This is a genomic window from Deferrisoma palaeochoriense (assembly GCF_054656955.1).
Genome location: NZ_BAAHXI010000044.1, coordinates 19,243 through 34,729 on the forward strand (window position 1 = coordinate 19,243; position 15,487 = coordinate 34,729).

General features: G+C 69.1%; 13 protein-coding genes and 3 tRNA genes. 11 read left to right on the forward strand and 5 right to left on the reverse strand.

What is annotated here, in order from left to right:
* Positions 1-33 precede the first annotated feature (33 nt).
* From ACYQ8L_RS12450 to ACYQ8L_RS12460, 3 genes are read right to left on the reverse strand one after another with little or no spacing between them, the layout of a single operon-like run.
* Positions 34-2,439 (reverse strand): 3-hydroxyacyl-CoA dehydrogenase/enoyl-CoA hydratase family protein, encoded by a 2,406-nt coding sequence (locus ACYQ8L_RS12450; protein WP_459942128.1) that lies wholly within the window; start codon positions 2,437-2,439, stop codon positions 34-36.
* Positions 2,440-2,475: 36 nt separating this feature from the next.
* Positions 2,476-3,084: a TetR/AcrR family transcriptional regulator C-terminal domain-containing protein gene (locus tag ACYQ8L_RS12455; protein WP_459942129.1), complete on the reverse strand. Its 609-nt coding sequence runs from the start codon at positions 3,082-3,084 to the stop codon at positions 2,476-2,478.
* Between the two features lies 1 nt (position 3,085).
* On the reverse strand, positions 3,086-4,879 hold the full coding sequence (locus ACYQ8L_RS12460; protein WP_459942130.1) for an AMP-dependent synthetase/ligase: 1,794 nt from the start codon (positions 4,877-4,879) through the stop codon (positions 3,086-3,088).
* Between the two features lie 215 nt (positions 4,880-5,094).
* On the opposite strand from ACYQ8L_RS12460, the gene ACYQ8L_RS12465 reads away from it, so the two are divergent.
* Complete coding sequence (locus ACYQ8L_RS12465) at positions 5,095-6,234, forward strand: tRNA-queuosine alpha-mannosyltransferase domain-containing protein (RefSeq protein WP_459942131.1); 1,140 nt, start codon at positions 5,095-5,097, stop codon at positions 6,232-6,234.
* A gap of 29 nt (positions 6,235-6,263) precedes the next feature.
* Positions 6,264-6,422, forward strand: a complete 159-nt coding sequence (locus tag ACYQ8L_RS12470) for a hypothetical protein (RefSeq protein WP_459942132.1) — start codon at positions 6,264-6,266, stop codon at positions 6,420-6,422.
* On the opposite strand, the gene ACYQ8L_RS12475 is transcribed toward ACYQ8L_RS12470, so the two are convergent.
* A complete protein-coding gene (locus ACYQ8L_RS12475) occupies positions 6,395-7,504 on the reverse strand; it encodes a DUF362 domain-containing protein (protein WP_459942133.1) in 1,110 nt (369 codons plus the stop codon). The genes ACYQ8L_RS12470 and ACYQ8L_RS12475 overlap by 28 nt on opposite strands.
* Before the next feature lie 277 nt (positions 7,505-7,781).
* Here ACYQ8L_RS12475 and ACYQ8L_RS12480 point away from each other — a divergent pair, with 277 nt between their 5' ends.
* The 4 genes from ACYQ8L_RS12480 to ACYQ8L_RS12495 all read left to right on the forward strand — a co-directional run bounded on the left by ACYQ8L_RS12480 (position 7,782) and on the right by ACYQ8L_RS12495 (position 12,253).
* Positions 7,782-8,285 (forward strand): CarD family transcriptional regulator, encoded by a 504-nt coding sequence (locus ACYQ8L_RS12480; RefSeq protein ID WP_459942134.1) that lies wholly within the window; start codon positions 7,782-7,784, stop codon positions 8,283-8,285.
* A 3-nt stretch (positions 8,286-8,288) separates the two neighbouring features.
* Complete coding sequence (locus ACYQ8L_RS12485) at positions 8,289-9,308, forward strand: PIN/TRAM domain-containing protein (protein ID WP_459942135.1); 1,020 nt, start codon at positions 8,289-8,291, stop codon at positions 9,306-9,308.
* Positions 9,305-10,519, forward strand: coding sequence for a 2-C-methyl-D-erythritol 4-phosphate cytidylyltransferase (ispD, locus tag ACYQ8L_RS12490; RefSeq protein ID WP_459942136.1), 1,215 nt, complete (start codon positions 9,305-9,307; stop codon positions 10,517-10,519). Before ACYQ8L_RS12485 ends, ispD begins: the two co-directional genes overlap by 4 nt.
* An 81-nt stretch (positions 10,520-10,600) precedes the next feature.
* Positions 10,601-12,253, forward strand: coding sequence for a fatty acid--CoA ligase (locus ACYQ8L_RS12495; RefSeq protein WP_459942137.1), 1,653 nt, complete (start codon positions 10,601-10,603; stop codon positions 12,251-12,253).
* A 64-nt stretch (positions 12,254-12,317) separates the two neighbouring features.
* On the opposite strand, the gene ACYQ8L_RS12500 is transcribed toward ACYQ8L_RS12495, so the two are convergent.
* Positions 12,318-13,148 carry a mechanosensitive ion channel family protein gene (locus ACYQ8L_RS12500; RefSeq protein WP_459942138.1) on the reverse strand — a complete coding sequence of 277 codons (831 nt, stop codon included), beginning with the start codon at positions 13,146-13,148 and terminating at the stop codon, positions 12,318-12,320.
* Between the two features lie 104 nt (positions 13,149-13,252).
* On the opposite strand from ACYQ8L_RS12500, the gene ACYQ8L_RS12505 reads away from it, so the two are divergent.
* The 5 genes from ACYQ8L_RS12505 (at position 13,253) to ACYQ8L_RS12525 (ending at position 15,146) form a co-directional block, all read left to right on the forward strand.
* Positions 13,253-14,227 carry a cytochrome c3 family protein gene (locus tag ACYQ8L_RS12505; RefSeq protein WP_459942139.1) on the forward strand — a complete coding sequence of 325 codons (975 nt, stop codon included), beginning with the start codon at positions 13,253-13,255 and terminating at the stop codon, positions 14,225-14,227.
* Positions 14,228-14,290: 63 nt separating this feature from the next.
* Positions 14,291-14,381, forward strand: a tRNA-Ser gene (locus tag ACYQ8L_RS12510).
* 19 nt (positions 14,382-14,400) lie between these two features.
* Positions 14,401-14,492: transfer RNA gene (locus ACYQ8L_RS12515), tRNA-Ser, on the forward strand.
* A gap of 33 nt (positions 14,493-14,525) precedes the next feature.
* Complete coding sequence (locus ACYQ8L_RS12520; protein WP_459942140.1) at positions 14,526-15,056, forward strand: DUF2155 domain-containing protein; 531 nt, start codon at positions 14,526-14,528, stop codon at positions 15,054-15,056.
* A 13-nt stretch (positions 15,057-15,069) separates the two neighbouring features.
* Positions 15,070-15,146: transfer RNA gene (locus ACYQ8L_RS12525), tRNA-Arg, on the forward strand.
* The last annotated feature ends 341 nt before the right edge of the window (positions 15,147-15,487 follow it).

Sequence of the window (15,487 nt, forward strand, 5' to 3'; positions counted from 1 at the left end):
CCAGGTTTCGGCGTTCTCGCCTTCCCGCCTCGACTAGTTCCGCAGCGGCTTGCCGGTCTTTAAGATGTGCTGGATCCGCTCCAGGGTCTTTCGCTGGGCGCAGAGCTCCACAAACCCCCGGCGCTCGAGGTCCAGCAGGTAGTCCTCGGTGACCACGGAACCGTTGTCCACCTCGCCGCCGCAGAGCACCCAGCCCACCTTCTCGCCCACCACCGCGTCGTATTCGGTGATGTGCCGGCCTACCTTCATGTTGTGAAGCATGGAGCGGATGTTGGCGAGCCCGTCCCGGCCCAGGACCTTCACGGTTTCGGGCCGGGTCAGCGGTTGCCACCCGGTCTCCAGGAGATCGAGCGCCGCCCTCTTGGCGTCGTGGATGAGGTGCTCCCGGTTCATGGTGATCCGGTCGCCGGTGCGCAGGAACCCGAGGTCGAAGGCCTCCCGGGCGCTCAGGCTCACCTTGGCCATGCCGATGGCCTCGAAGGCCTTCTGCACGAAGGGCATGGGGTCGGCGCCGGTGCCTTCGGGGTAGCGGCTCATCCAGCGCAGCAGCAGCTCTTTGGTGCCGCCGCCGGCCGGCAGAAGCCCCACGCCCACCTCCACGAGGCCCATGTAGGTCTCGAGGCTCGCTTGCACCCGGTGGGAGTGGAGCACCACCTCGGCCCCGCCGCCGAGCACCCGGCCGAACGGGGCCGCCACCACGGGCACCGGCGCGTACTTTAGGGCCATGGTGGCGTTCTGGAACGCCCGGACCATGGCGTCGATCTCGGGCAGGTTCCCCTCGAGGGCCTCGAACAGGAGCATCATGAGGTTCGCGCCCACCGAGAAGTTCTCGCCCTGGTTCCCGATGACCAGCGCGTCGAACCGGGTGCCGGCCTCGGCCATGGCCTTGTGGATTGCCTGCATGATGCCGCCGCCGATGGCGTTCATCTTGGAGTGGAACTCGAGGCAGGCCACGCCGTCGCCGAGGTCGATCAGGCTGGCCTCGGGATTGCGGTACCACTCCCGCTCGATCCGCTTGAGGTCGGCGAGCACCACGACGCGAGGCCGGGCCTCCAGGGGCACGTGGGTTTTCTTCACCGGATCCCAGATTTTGACGTCGAGCCCGTCGCGCACGTAAAAGCTCGGGGTTTCCGACTCGGCCAGGGCCAGGATGCCCTCGGGCACGTCGCGGCCCTCGGCCTGCATGCGCTCCACGCTCTTGGGCACCCCCAGGGCGTCCCAGATCTCGAAGGGCCCCACCTCCCAGCCGAACCCCCATTTCAGGGCCCGGTCGATCGAGACGATGTCGTCGGCCACGTCAGGAATCCGCCGGGCGCAGTAGAGAAGGGTCTCGGCCAGGATGTCCCAGACGAACGCCCCGGCCGGGCTCTTGTCGGCCACGAGCCGGGCCACCCGGGCCGCGGGATCCTCGATGTTCTTGGTCTCGGCGAGCACCGGGAAGTCCGCCTTGCCCTTGGGCCGGTACTCCAGGGTGGCCGGGTCGATGACCAGGGTCTCCTTCTTCCCGTTCTCCTTGACCCGCTTGTAGAAGCCGGCCTTGGCCTTCTGGCCGAGGAGGCCCTTTTCGATCATCGCGTTGACCCAGCCGGGGAGTTGGAACACCTCGCGGCGCTCGTCATCCGGGGCGCCCTCGTACTGGGTGCGGGCCACGTGGGCGAGCACGTCGAGGCCCACGAGGTCGGCGGTGCGGAAGGTGGCCGACTTGGGCCGGGCCAGGGCCGGCCCGGTCAAGGCGTCCACCTGCTCGATGGTGAGGCCGTGCTTCTCCATGGCCCGCAGGGTATAGAGCATGGAGAAGATCCCGATCCGGTTCGCGATGAAGTTGGGGGTGTCCTTGGCGTACACGACGCCCTTGCCCAAGCGCTTCTCCGCGAACGCCGCGAACTCCCGCAGGATCTCGGGATCGGTCCCCCGCGCCGGGATGAGCTCCAAAAGGTGCATGTACCGGGGCGGGTTGAAGAAGTGGGTGCCGAAAAACCGCGGTCGCAGATCCTCGGGCAGGGCCTCGGCCATGGCGTTGACCGAAAGCCCCGAGGTGTTGGTGGTGAGAAGGGCGCCCGGCTTGAGGTGGGCGGCCACCTTCTGGAAGAGCGACACCTTGATGTCGAGCCGCTCCACCACGGCCTCCACCACCCAGTCCGCCTCGGCGAGCTTCGGGAGATCGTCCTCGAAGTTCCCCGGGGTCACGAGCCGGGCGAGGCTCTTGTGGGCGAACGCGGCGGGGCTCGCTTTCAGGGCGTTTTGGAGCCCGTTTTGGGCGAAGCGGTTCCGGACCTGGGGGCTTTCGAGGGTGAGGCCCTTCTTCTTTTCGTCTTCCGTGAGCTCCCGGGGCACGATGTCCAGGAGCAGGCAGGGGATGCCGGCGTTGGCGAGATGGGCCGCGATGGCGCTTCCCATGACGCCGGCGCCTAGGACGGCGGCCTTTCGGATGGGGGGCATGGCAACTACCTCCTTTCGACGGGTTCGTCGTGGACGTTACTGCCCCGATCGGGGCGCGCGGATGCCGTGGAATACGATGTCGCAGATGGCCTGCGCCTTGGGTTTGAGCGGCCCCCGGCGGGGGTTCAGAACCCAGGCCGAGACGGTCTCGTCCACCGCACCGAACAGGACGCGGCGGATCACGTGGGTGGCGAGATCGGTCCGGACCGCGCCGGCGGCCTTGGCCTCGTCCACCACCTGCTCGATCTTGCGGGCGTAGGCCCGGAGCGGCTCGGCGATGGCCTGGCGGATCGAGGCGTCGGGCTGGCGGAGCTGGAGTTGGAGGAACGCGGCGAGCTCCGGGTCGCGCTCCATGACCTCCAGGTGGCGCTCCACGAGGAACCGGATCCGCTCCAGCGGGTCGGTGATGTCGGTGAGGTCCCGGTCGAGTTCCTCGAGGATGGTTTCGAGCACGTGGCGAAAGGCGCACACCAGGAGATCGTCTTTGCCCTTGAAGTAGATGTAGATGGTGCCGTCGGCCACCCCGGCCTCCCGGGCCACCTGGGCCACGGTGCACTGGTGGTAGCCGTGGCGGCTGAAGGCCCGGATCGCGGCTTCGAGGATCTGGCGTTCGCGCTCGGCCCGTCTCTCCTGCGCGGCGCCCATCTCAATCCTCCTCGTACAGGGCTTCGAGTTTGTCCTTGTAGTGCTCGGTGATCACCTTTCGCCGCATCTTGAGGGTGGGGGTGACCTCGCCCTGGTTCGCCGCGAACTCGTGGTCGAGGAGCACGAACTTCTTCACCGACTCGTAGGAGGCGAGCTCGGCCTTCTGCTGGGTTTCCTGGATCAGCCGGTGGTAGAAGTCCTGGACCTGGGGGTGGTTCACGAGGTCGGTCATCGAGGAGTAGGCGATGCCCTTGAGTTCCGCGTAGCGTTTGAGCCACTCGAAGTCCGGAACGACCAGGGCCGTGATGAATTTTTTCTTGTCGCCGTAGAGCATCACCTCGGAGATGTACTTGCTCATCTTGAGGACGTTTTCGACCTTCTGGGGCGCCACGTTCTTGCCCCCGGCCGTCACGATGAGGTCCTTCTTGCGATCGGTGATCCGGAGGAACCCCTCCGCGTCGAGTTCGCCGATGTCGCCGGTCATGAAGTACCCGTCGGGCGTGAACACCTCCCGGGTTTTCTCCTCGTCCTGGTAGTACCCGATGAACACGTTGGGTCCCTTGACCAGGATCTCCCCGTCCTCGGCGATCTTGACGTCCACGTTGGAGATGGGCCGCCCCACGGTGCCGATCTTCCAGCGGCGCGGGGTGTTCACCGTGATCACGGGCGACGTCTCGGTGAGGCCGTAGCCCTCGAAGATCCGAACCCCCATGGCGAGGAACGCCTTGGCGAGCTCGGGGGCGAGGGGAGCCCCGCCCGAGATGAAGAACCGCAGGCGCCCCCCGAGACGCTCGCGGATCTTCTTGAACACGATCCGGTCCGCAATGGCGTGGCGGAGCTTGAGGCGGCCGGTGAGGGGGCGCTTTTCGGCCAGGACCTCCCCGGCCTCCCGGGCCACCTTGAGGGCCCAGAAGGTGAGCATCCGCACCGGCGCCGGCGCCTCGGCGGCCTTGGTCTGGACCCCGGCGTACACCTTCTCGAAAATCCGGGGCACGCTGACCGAAATCGTAGGCCGCACCTCGCCGAAGTTGTCGGCCACGGTCTGGATGCTCTCCGCGTAGCCGATGGTGCAGCCGGTGTAGAGCATGAGATAGTACCCGGCCATGCGCTCCAGGATGTGGGCCAGGGGCAGGTGGGCCAGGTGCACGTCCCCCGGGCCGATGTCGAACTCCTCGATCGCGGCCTCGCAGTTGGAGAGGATGTTGCCGTGGGTGAGCATGACGCCCTTGGGCTCGCCCGTGGTGCCCGAGGTGAAGATGATGGTGGCCACGTCGTCGCGGGTGCGGGCGGCCAGCCGCTCCTCGAGCACCGCGGCGTCGGTGCGGTCGGCCTCGGCCGCGAGGGCCTCGAGGGACAGGACGTCCGGCCGGTCGACGCCCCGGAGGGCGTCGGCCTCGAACGCCACGAGGAGCTCCAGTCCCTCCACCGCGTCGAGGAGCGGCAGACATTTTTGGACCTGGTCCTCGTCCGACACGAACAGGATCCGGGCACCGCTTCGTTCCAGGAGGTGTTTCACTTCGGGGCGGGTGAGGGAGGGATACAGGGGTACCGTGATCCCGGCCGCGGTGAGGATGGCCGTGTCGGCCACGGCCCATTCGAACCGGGTGTGGCTCAGGATCGCCACCCGGTCGCCCACCTCGATGCCCCGCCCCACCAGGGCCCGGGCGACCCGGCAGGCGAGGTCGTAGTACTCGCCCCAGGTCACGTCCTGGTAGGCCCCGCCTCGCTTCACCAGGAAGCCCCGGTTCTTGGACCAACGGTTGTGGCGGTCGCGGATCATCTGGGGTAGGGTCATGGGCGTTCTCCTGAATGAGCGTTCATTCGGGGTGCGGATGCTACGGTGAATGAGGGTTCAATGTCAAGCCAAGTAAACCCGGTTTTGTCGAAAAGTCTAGAGGGGCGGGTGGGGCTTTTTGTAACCTCCTGGCAGAAAACGAGAAGTGGCTCGGTCTTCGGGAGGGCGGCGGCCGGGGCCGGGCGGCTGGGGCCGGGGTGGGAAAGGGCGGCGAAATGAATCATACGACGTTCGGTCCGGAAGGCCGGCGCCTTCGGATCGCGCTGGTGGAGCCGTTTTTTGGGGGGAGCCACCGGGCGGTGGCCGAGGGGTGGGCCCGGCACAGCCGCCACGAGATCGAACTCGTGACCCTGCCGGCCCGGTTCTGGAAGTGGCGCATGCGGGGGGCGGCGGTGCACCTGGCCCGGGCCCTCGCCGGCCGGATCGGGCGGTTCGACCTCCTGTGGGCCACGAGCCTTCTGGACCTGGCCCACCTCAGGGCGCTGCTGCCCCGGCGGGTGCCCGCGGCCCTCTACTTTCACGAAAACCAGGTGGCGTACCCGACGCGGCCCGGGGAGGCGCCGGCCGAACGGGACCTCCAGTACGCCTTCACGAACCTGGCGAGCGCCTTGGCGGCGGACCGGGTGGTTTTCAACTCCGCGTTCCAGCGCGAGGCGTTCCTGGAGGGGCTCGACCGGCTCCTCGGCCGCATGCCCGACGCCCGGCCCCGGTGGGCGGTGGCCGAGATCGCGGCCCGTTCCGGGGTGCTCTGGCCCGGGGTGGAGGTGGCCGACATCCCCCAGCCCGGGCCGCGGGAGGGGCTCCCCGTGATCCTGTGGAACCACCGGTGGGAGCACGACAAGGATCCGGAACTCTTCTTCGGGGTTCTCCTTCGGCTTGCCGACGAGGGGGTGCCCTTCCGGGTGGCCGTGGCCGGGGAGCGGTTCGGGAGGGCCCCACCCGTGTTCGAGGAGGCGAGGGCCCGGCTGGGACCCCGGGTGGTCCACTGGGGCTACGTGCCCGACCGGAAGGCCTACGGCCGGCTTCTCGCCCGGTGCCACGTCGTCGTGAGCACGGCCCGGCAGGAGAACTTCGGCCTGAGCGTGGTGGAGGCGGCCTACGCCGGGGCCCATCCCCTCGTGCCGGCCCGGCTCGCCTATCCCGAGGTGGTGCCGACCGAGTTCCACGCCGCCTGTTTGTATGGCGACCCCGAGGATCTGGCCGCCCGGATCCGGTCGTTGTGCACCGGTAGAGAAAAGCTCTTGGATCCCGGGCGGTTACGCGCTGCGTTCGGTCGCTATGCCTGGGAAAAAAGGGGAACGGCGTTTGATGAAGCGGCCGAGCGCCTTTCCGGTTCCGCGGCGGATGTGGTATAAAGGATTCCTCCCCGCCCAGGAGGCTGACCGTGCGCCCCACCCTCTGGCTCTGGATCCTCGTCGCGGCCCTGGCGTTCGCCATGGCCTGGACCCTGTGGGCCGGGCGCACCGGGCGGATCCGCTCGCTCCACGGGGCCGAGGGCCGGGCTCCCGCGCCGGTTTACTCGTCGAGCCGGGTGAGCGTGTAGCGGCGGGACCCCAGGCCGATCCGCTCGGCGTGGACGAGCTGCACCGACCAGTCGATCTCGGGGTACACCCCCCGGAACTTGTCGCCGCCGGGTTCGTGATGGGCCTTGAGGGCCGAGTCGGGCCGGCCCGGACAGGCGTTCACGAGGTCCACACAGGCCTGGTCGAGGGCCACGGGGTCGCGGCCCGACGCGAGCCCCACGTCGGCCACGATGGGCGCGTCGTTGTGGGCATGGCAGTCGCAGGCCGGGCTGACCTGGGCGACGAAGTTCAGGAACACGGCGCGGTCGCGCTTGCCGTGGAGGGCGGCGCAGGCGTACTCGGCCATTTTCTCCTGCATGGATTGGGGGCCCTCGGTCCAGCGGATCTGGATCGCGCCGGTGGGGCAGGTGAGGATGCACTCCCCGCACCCCACGCACCGGTCGGGGTCGATGGAGGCCTTCTCCCCGACGGCGATGGCCCCGTGGGCGCACCACCGGGCGCACTCGCCGCAGGCCACGCACCGTTTGGCCTTGACCTTGGGGGACACCCCGGAGTGCTGGGCCATCTTGCCCTCGCGGGTGGCGCACCCCATGCCGAGGTTTTTCACCGCGCCGCCGAACCCGGCCACGTCGTGGCCCTTGAAGTGGCTCAGCACCACCAGGGCGTCGGCGTGGGCGATCTCGGCGGCGATCGAGGCCTCCCGGAAATGGACCCCGGGCACCGGGACCCGGACCCCGGTGTTGCCCCTCAGGCCGCCGGCGATGATGACCGGCGCGCCCACCGTAGCGTAGGTGAACCCGTGGAGGATGGCCGTTTCGAGGTGGCTAACCGCCTCGGTGCGGCTCCCCCGGTACAGCGTGTTCGTGTCGGTGAGGAACGGCTTGGCGCCCAGGCCCCGGATCCGGTCCACCACGCGCCGCACGAACACGGGCCGCAGGAACGAGGCGTTTCCCCGTTCCCCGAAGTGAAGCTTCACGGCCACGAGATCGCCCTTGCCGACACATTGGGCGAGGCCGGCCCGTTCCAGGAGATCGTCGATCTTGTGGAACAGGGTGCGGCGGTGGCTGGTTCGAAGACCGCAGAAATAGACGTCGGACGCCATGGCACGCTCCTTTGCGGGAACCCGGGAAGAACGGTTCGGCCGCGAAGGGTAATACACGGGCCGCCGGGGCGCCAACCGGGGCGCCCGGAGGCGTCGAAGGCCGCTCGGGCGCGGCGCCCAGGGGGTGGGACAAGGGAAGACGCTGGACTCCGAATGGGCTCGGCCTTCCAGCCTCCCAGCTTTCCAGCGTGCCAGCGGGAAGTGACACCGAAACGGACAGGGGAACGGGCTCTCATCGCGGGGTTGCGGCCGGATGGGCCGCGGAAGGAGACGGGTGATGTACCAGATCGGCGACAAGGTGGTGTACCCGGGGCACGGGGTGGGGGAGGTGGTGGCCATCGAGTCCCGCGAGATGATGGGGACGAAGATGGACGTCTACGTCCTGCGGATCCTCGACAAGGGGATGACCATCATCGTGCCCGTCTCCAAAAGCGAGGAGGTCGGGCTGCGGCAGGTGATGGGCGGGGAGGAGATCGACCAGGTGTTCCACGTGCTCCGCCAGCGGGGCCGGGTGAGCGACGGCCAGACATGGAACCGCCGGTTCCGGGCCTACAGCGAGAAGATCCGCACGGGTTCGGCCCTGGAGATCGCGAAGGTCCTCCGGGACCTCTACCTGCTGCGGGCCGGGAAGAGCCTGTCGTACGGGGAAAAACGTATGCTCAACACGGCCATGGAGCTCCTGGCCCAGGAGATCGCGGTGGCGAGCGGTGAGCCGCCCAACCGGGCCCAGGCGCGGATCCTGTCGGCCTTCTCGGACGTGGCGACGAAAACGGAGGTCTAGCGGGTGGCGCTGTTCTGGGTGCGGGCGATCCTTCTAGGGATCTGCCTAACGGCCGGGGCCTTCGCGGGCCCCGGTTTCCTTCCGGGCGAGATGGCCCGCTGGATCGGGGCGGCCGGCGGGCTGCTCCTGTTCCTAGGGTGCTGGGCCGCCGAGCGATGGGTCCGTCAGGCCCCCTCGCTCGTGGTGTTCGGCGGCGGGGTCGGGGTGCTGGTGGGGCTCCTGGCCCTGGCGGCCATGCGGGCCGGCCTGGGAGTCAACGATCCCCTGATCCTCCTGCCGCTGGGCGGGTGCCTCCTTTATCTCGCGGGCGCGGCCGGGGCCCGGGGCGTGAGGGCATTCCGGGTGGCCCCGGGGAAACCCGGGGTGGCCGCCAGCATCGCGCCCAAGATCCTCGACACCTCGGCCATCATCGACGGCCGGGTGGCCGACATGGTGGACCTGGGGTTCATCGGCGGCCCCTTGGTGGTGCCCCAGTTCATCCTGAACGAGCTCCAGGGCATCGCCGACTCCACCGATCCCCTGAAACGCGCCCGGGGCCGCCGGGGGCTGAGCGTGCTCGAGCGGCTCCAGGCCATGGAGGGCGTCGAGGTCCGGATCACCGACCAGGACTTTCCCAAGGTGAAGGAGGTGGACGCAAAGCTCGTGTCGCTGGCCAAGACCTCGGGCGCCACCCTGATCACCAACGATTTCAACCTCTCGAAGGTCGCCGAGCTCCAGGGGGTGCGGGTGCTCAACATCAACGAGCTCGCCAACGCGCTTCGGCCCGTTGTGCTCCCCGGTGAGTCGGTGCAGGTGACCCTCCAGAAGGAGGGCAAGGAGCCCGGCCAGGGGGTGGGGTACCTGGAGGACGGCACCATGGTGGTCGTGGAGCAGGGCCAGAGCTTGATCGGCCAGCCGGTGAAGGCCGTGGTGACGTCGGTGCTCCAAACCTCGGCCGGCCGGATGATTTTCGCCCGGCCCGAGGGGGCCGAGCCCGAGGCGGAATCCGGAAAGCGCCGGCGGGTCTGGAGACGCCGGGCGTGAGGTGCTGGGGGGTGGTGGCGGCCGGGGGGGCGGGCCGCCGGATGGGGGCGGGGGTGCCCAAGCAGTTCCTGCCGCTCGCGGGGGAACCGGTGCTCGCGCACACCCTGCGGGCCCTGGCTGGCTGGCCTCGGTTCGCGGCCCTGTGCGTGGCCGCGCCGGCCGACGCCCTCGACGAAACCCGGCAGATCGCCCGGACGGCCGGCGTCGAGATGCCGGTCGACGTGGTGCCGGGCGGGGCCGAGCGGGGCGAGAGCGTGCTCGCGGGCCTCCGGGGGGTTCGGGACCGGGGGGCGGCCCCGGACGATCTCGTGTTCGTGCACGACGGGGCCCGGCCGTTTCCGCCGACCGGCCGGTTCGACCGGCTGGCCGAGGCCGCCCGGCCGGACGGCGCCCTCCTGGCCGTTCCCGTTGCCGACACCCTGAAGCGGGCCGATGACGACGGTCGGGTCGAGGCCACGGTGCCCCGGGCGGGCCTGTGGCGGGCCCAGACCCCCCAGGTGTTTCCCCTCCAGCTTTTGTTCGACGCGCTCACACAGGCCCTGACCCGGGGCCTACCCCCCACGGACGAGGCGGGGGCCGTGGAGGCCCTCGGCCGAAGGCCGCGCCTCGTGGAGGGGGACCCCCGAAACCTCAAAATCACCTTCCCGGAGGACCTCGGGATGGCCGAAGCCCTCCTTGCCCCGGCCGTGCCCACGGCCGTGGGGCACGGCTACGACGTTCACCGCCTCGTGGAGGGCCGGCGCCTCGTGCTGGGGGGGGTCGAGATCCCGTACGACCGGGGGCTCCTCGGCCACTCCGACGCCGACGTGCTGGCCCACGCCGTGGGGGACGCGGTGCTGGGGGCCTGCGGCCTGGGAGACCTGGGCCGCCACTTCCCCGACTCCGATCCGAGGTGGAAAGACGCGCCGAGCCTCGACCTCCTCGGGCGGATCGGGGAACTCGCGGCCCAGGCCGGGTACCGGGTGCTCCGGGTGGACGCCACCCTCGTGGCCCAGCGGCCCAAGGTGGCGGCCCACGTGGCCCGGATGGAGGCGAACCTCTCCGGGGCCCTGGGGCTTCCCCCGGGTTCCGTCACGGTGAAGGCCACCACGACCGAGGGGCTCGGGTTCGAGGGGCGGGGGGAGGGGATCTCGGCCCACGCGGTGGCGTTGGTGACGAGGCGGCTAGGCGGCTGGGCGGCGGAGGCTCAGCCGTATCATTTGTATGAATGAGGACTCATTCACGATACCGTGGCTCGATCGGCCCCCTCGTGGGGCGATTTTTGGTTCCCCCATTTTCAAGGAGGTAGTCCCGTGAACGACCTGACCATCCCCCGCACCCCCTCGGCCTACGGCTACCCGCTGTTGATCAAGCAGCTGTGGCACTCCCCGTTGGCGTCGACCCCCGACCAGGAGATCGTGTACCGGGACCGGAAGCGGATGACCTACCGGGAGCTCCGGGAGCGGGTGGGGCGGCTCGCCTCGGCCCTGGCCGGCCTCGGTGTGAAGCCCGGGGACACCGTGGCCGTGATGGACTGGGACTCCCACCGGTATCTCGAGTGCTTCTACGCCGTGCCCATGATGGGGGCCGTGCTCCACACCGTGAACGTACGGCTCTCCCCCGAGCAGATCCTCTACACCATCAACCACGCCGAGGACGACGTGATCCTGGTGCACACCGACTTCGTGCCGGTCGTGGAGGCGATCCGCGACCGCATCGAGCGGCCCGTGAAGTTCGTGCTCCTCTCCGACGACGGGTCCCGGCCCGAAAGCTCGGTGCCCTTCGAGGCGGAGTACGAGGAGATGGTGGCCGCGGCCGATCCGGGCTACGCGTTTCCCGACCTCGACGAGAACACCCGGGCGACGACCTTTTACACCACGGGCACCACGGGGCTCCCCAAGGGCGTCTATTTCAGCCACCGCCAGCTCGTGCTCCACACCCTGGCCGTGACGGCGGCGCTCGCGATGCCCGGCGCCCAGGGCCGGTTCCACCGGGACGACGTGTACATGCCCATCACCCCCATGTTCCACGTGCACGCCTGGGGCATTCCCTACGTGGCGCTGCTTTTGGGGGTGAAGCAGGTCTATCCCGGACGGTACGCCCCCGATGTGCTCCTGAAGCTCATCCGGGACGAGGGGGTGACCTTCAGCCACTGCGTGCCCACGATCCTCCACATGCTGCTCTCCAGCCCGGCGGCCCAGGAGGTGGACCTCTCGGGCTGGAAGGTGATCATCGGCGGATCGGCCCTGCCCCAGGGGCTCTGCCAGGCCGCGCTGGCCCGGGGCATCGACATCTACACGGGCTACGGGATGAGCGAGACCTGCCCCGTGCTCACCCTCGCGCACCTGGACACCGAGGCCCTGTCGCTGCCGCCCGAGAAGCAGGCGGCGATCCGGTGCAAAACCGGCCGGCCGATCCCGCTCGTGGACCTCAAAATCGTGGACGAGGAGATGAACCCCCTGCCCCGGGACGGGAAGAGCTCGGGCGAGATCGCGGTCCGGGCGCCGTGGCTCACCCAGGGGTATCTCAAGGACCCGGCCAACTCCGAGAACCTCTGGCGGGGCGGATACCTGCACACCGGCGACGTGGCGGTGCAGGGGCCCGACGGCTACGTGAAGATCACCGACCGGATCAAGGACGTGATCAAGTCGGGCGGGGAGTGGATCTCGTCGCTGGACATCGAGGACCTGATCTCCAAGGTCGAGGGCGTGAGTGAATGTGCCGTGATCGGGGTGCCCGACCCCAAATGGGGCGAGCGGCCCATGGCCCTGGTGGTGCCGAAGCCCGGGTTCGAGGGCAAACTCACGGCCGACGAGATCCGCGCGTTTCTCCAGGGGTACGCCGAGAAGGGCATCATCTCCCGCTACGCCGTGCCCGAGCGGGTGGAGTTCGTGGAGGCCATCGCGAAAACGAGCGTCGGCAAGATCGACAAGAAGACCCTCCGGGCCCAGTACGGCGGGAGCTGATTCCGCACCGGCCGGGTGCCCGCCGCCCCGCAGAGCGGGCGGCGGGCACGTTCGTTCGTCCGGGCTAGCCCGCGTTCTCGTTGTAGAGATGCACGTCCCGCTGGGGGAACGGGATCGAGATGCCTTCCCGGTCGAAGGTCTCCTTGATCGTGCGGTTGAGATCGAAATAGACCTCCCAGTAGTCCGGGGTCTTGACCCAGGGCCGGACCACGAAGTTCACCGACGAGTCCCCGAGTTCGGCCACCTCGATCACCGGGGCCGGGTCCGGAAGGACCTTCGGGTGGTCCCGCACGATCTTCTCCAGAACGGCCTTGGCCTTGCCCAGGTCGTCCCCGTACCCCACGCCGACCGTGAGGTCCACGCGGCGGGTGTCGTTGGCCGAGTAGTTCACGATCGTGCCGCCCATGATCTGGCTGTTGGGGACGATGATCTTCTTGTTGTCGGGGCTCGTGAGCACCGTGGTCAGGATGCCGATGTGCTGGACCGCTCCGGTCACCCCGCCGGCCTCCACGAAATCCCCCAGGCCGAAGGGGCGGAAGAGCAGAATCAGCACCCCGGCCGCGAAGTTCGAAAGGCTCCCCTGCAGGGCCAGGCCCACGGCCAGGCCGGCGGCGCCCAGCACGGTGACGAACGACGTGGTCTGGATGCCGAAGTTGGCGAGGGCGGCGATCACCGCGAAGGTGAGCACCCCGTAGCGCACGAGGCTGCCCAGGAACCCCACGAGGGCCTTGTCCACCTTGGCGCGGGTGAGGCCCCGTTCGGCCAGGCTTTCGATAACGCCCGCCGCGATCTTTCCCACGATCAGGATGACGATCGCCCCCAGGGCCTGGAGGCCGTAGGTGGTGGCCAGCGGGATCAGGGACCGCAGGGCCTCTTGCACGGTGTCGATGCTCATGGCACATCTCCTTGTTCGAAACGGGATCACGGGGCAACGAAGGGGGTGAACCCTACAACCGCCGCGGCAGACGTCAAGCCGGCGGACGCGCGGGGAGGGTCAGCATGGGGAGGGCGGTTGCGCTGGGGCTGTTGGGCTTGGGATGGGCCGCGGTCGCCGCGGGGGCGCCGGTCGTGGTGTTTCCGCCGGACGGGTTCGTCACGGCGACCCGCGAGGGGGTCGTGATCGGGTACGAGCCCGACCCCGGCGCCTCGTCGGTCCCCGTGCGGGTGAACGGGAGGGTCCGGGTCGCCTGGGCCGGGGAGGGGGTGTTCCGGGTCGAGGTGGCCTGGCGTCCGGGGGAGAACCGGGTCGAGGTGGGGGGCACCCGCGTCGCGGTGACCTACGCACCCGAAGTTGCTCCGCCCTCCTCGGTCCACCCCGCCTTGGAGAAGGACTGCCGGGTGTGCCACCGGCAGGGGCCCGGCCGGCAGTGGGGGTTGGCGGTCCGGAGGGCGAGTTTGTGCCTGGAGTGCCACGAGGTGACGGGGGGAGGGCTCGAGCACGAGGCGACGCCCTGCCTCAACTGCCACGCGCCCCACGCCTCGCCCGAGCCCGCCCTGATCCGCCCCTCGAACGAGGTGTTTTGCCTGGCCTGCCATTTCGTGCTGCCCGGGGTGCGGGGGCGGCACGACGGGGCATACGGGGCGGCGGGCCGCGCCTGCACGGCGTGCCATTTCCGCCCGGCGGGCAACGGCATGTGCCACGCCTGTCACACCGAGAAGACCGAGGACGTGACGCTTCCCCACCGCACCCTGATCCAGAACAACCGGTGCACCTCCTGCCACCCGCCCCACCGGGAGGGGGCGCGGGCCACGGTGCGCTGCCGGGGATGTCACCTGGGCGTCCGGGTGCCCGAGGGGCCCCACCGGGGGCTTTTTGCCTCCTCGTGCGAATGGTGCCACACGGTGCACCCGGACCCGGACCGCGGGCTCGGGAAGCCCGACACCGTGGCCTGCGTGCCGTGCCACACGGATCGAGCCGGGGCCCACGCCGAGGGGAAGCCGTGCCGCGACTGCCACGCCCTTCACGGGGAGTGAAGGCCGGCACATATCGCTTGACCGGAAACGGGGCGCTCAGTAGAATGCCCGTCTTCGTGGGTCGGAGAGGTGGCCGAGAGGCTGAAGGCGCTGGTTTGCTAAACCAGTGTAGGGTTCCCCCCTACCGAGGGTTCGAATCCCTCCCTCTCCGCCATGTTTTTGTTTGGACGAACGGAGAGGTGACCGAGCTGGCCGAAGGTGCACGACTGGAAATCGTGTGTACCCCACAAGGGTACCGGGGGTTCGAATCCCCCCCTCTCCGCCACTCCCTTTCCGTCTTTTTGGTGAGGAGTTGAGGATGCGGGCGAAGATCCTGGTGATGCTCCTGGCGGCCCTGGCGCTCGGCGCGTGCTCCAAGTCCGAGGAACCCGCCCCCCAGGCCGAGGCGCCGGCCCAGAAGGTGGAGGCGTCCGCGTCCCACGAGGCCCAACCGGCCGCCCCGGAGGGGCACGGTTCCATGGGAGCCCCGGCCCAGCGCCAGATCGTGGTGCCCGACGACGTGAAGGCCACCTGGAAGGCGGTGGTCCTGGAGATCACGGACAAGCAGGAGAACAAGACCGAGGAGATCACGGTCAACGTGGGCGACACGGCCACGGTGGGCTCCCTGGAGATCACCGTGGAAAGCTTCCTGCCCTCGTTCACCATGGGGGGCGGAACCATCACCTCCAAGTCCAACGAGACCGAGAACCCGGCCGCCCGGCTCGTGGTGAAGGAAAACGGCCAGGAGATCTTCTCCGGGTGGCTCTTCAGCATGTACCCCGAGGCCCACCCCTTCGAGCACGAGCGCTACGGGATTCTGCTCAAGGACTTCGTGAAAGCCGAACAGTAAGGTCGAGGAGTTTGCGCGCGTAGCTCAGATGGATAGAGCGGCGGACTACGGATCCGCAGGTCAGGGGTTCGAATCCTCTCGCGCGCACCAGTAAAAACAAGGGCTTAGCCGACGAGGCTAGGCCCTTTGTTTTTGGGTGTGGATGCGTTGCCGTGGTGGGGAACTGAAAAGGAGTGACCGAAGGGATCCGGTTTGGACTGCGCCCACGGGAGGCCCCCTTTTCTCCGGCGAGGCATGCGGTGGGGGCGCATGGACGCCGGAACACAAGAGCGCCCACCTCATCCGTTCGTGCCGCCCCGGAGGGTGGCCCGGCGCCAGACCGGGCGGGACGCGTACCGTTAAAGGAGGTGATCCCCCGGTTACCCCTACCCCTGATTCTCGGCCCCCAGGCGCTCGAGAATTCCTGTCAGCGCTTCTTTCTGCGCCTTAAG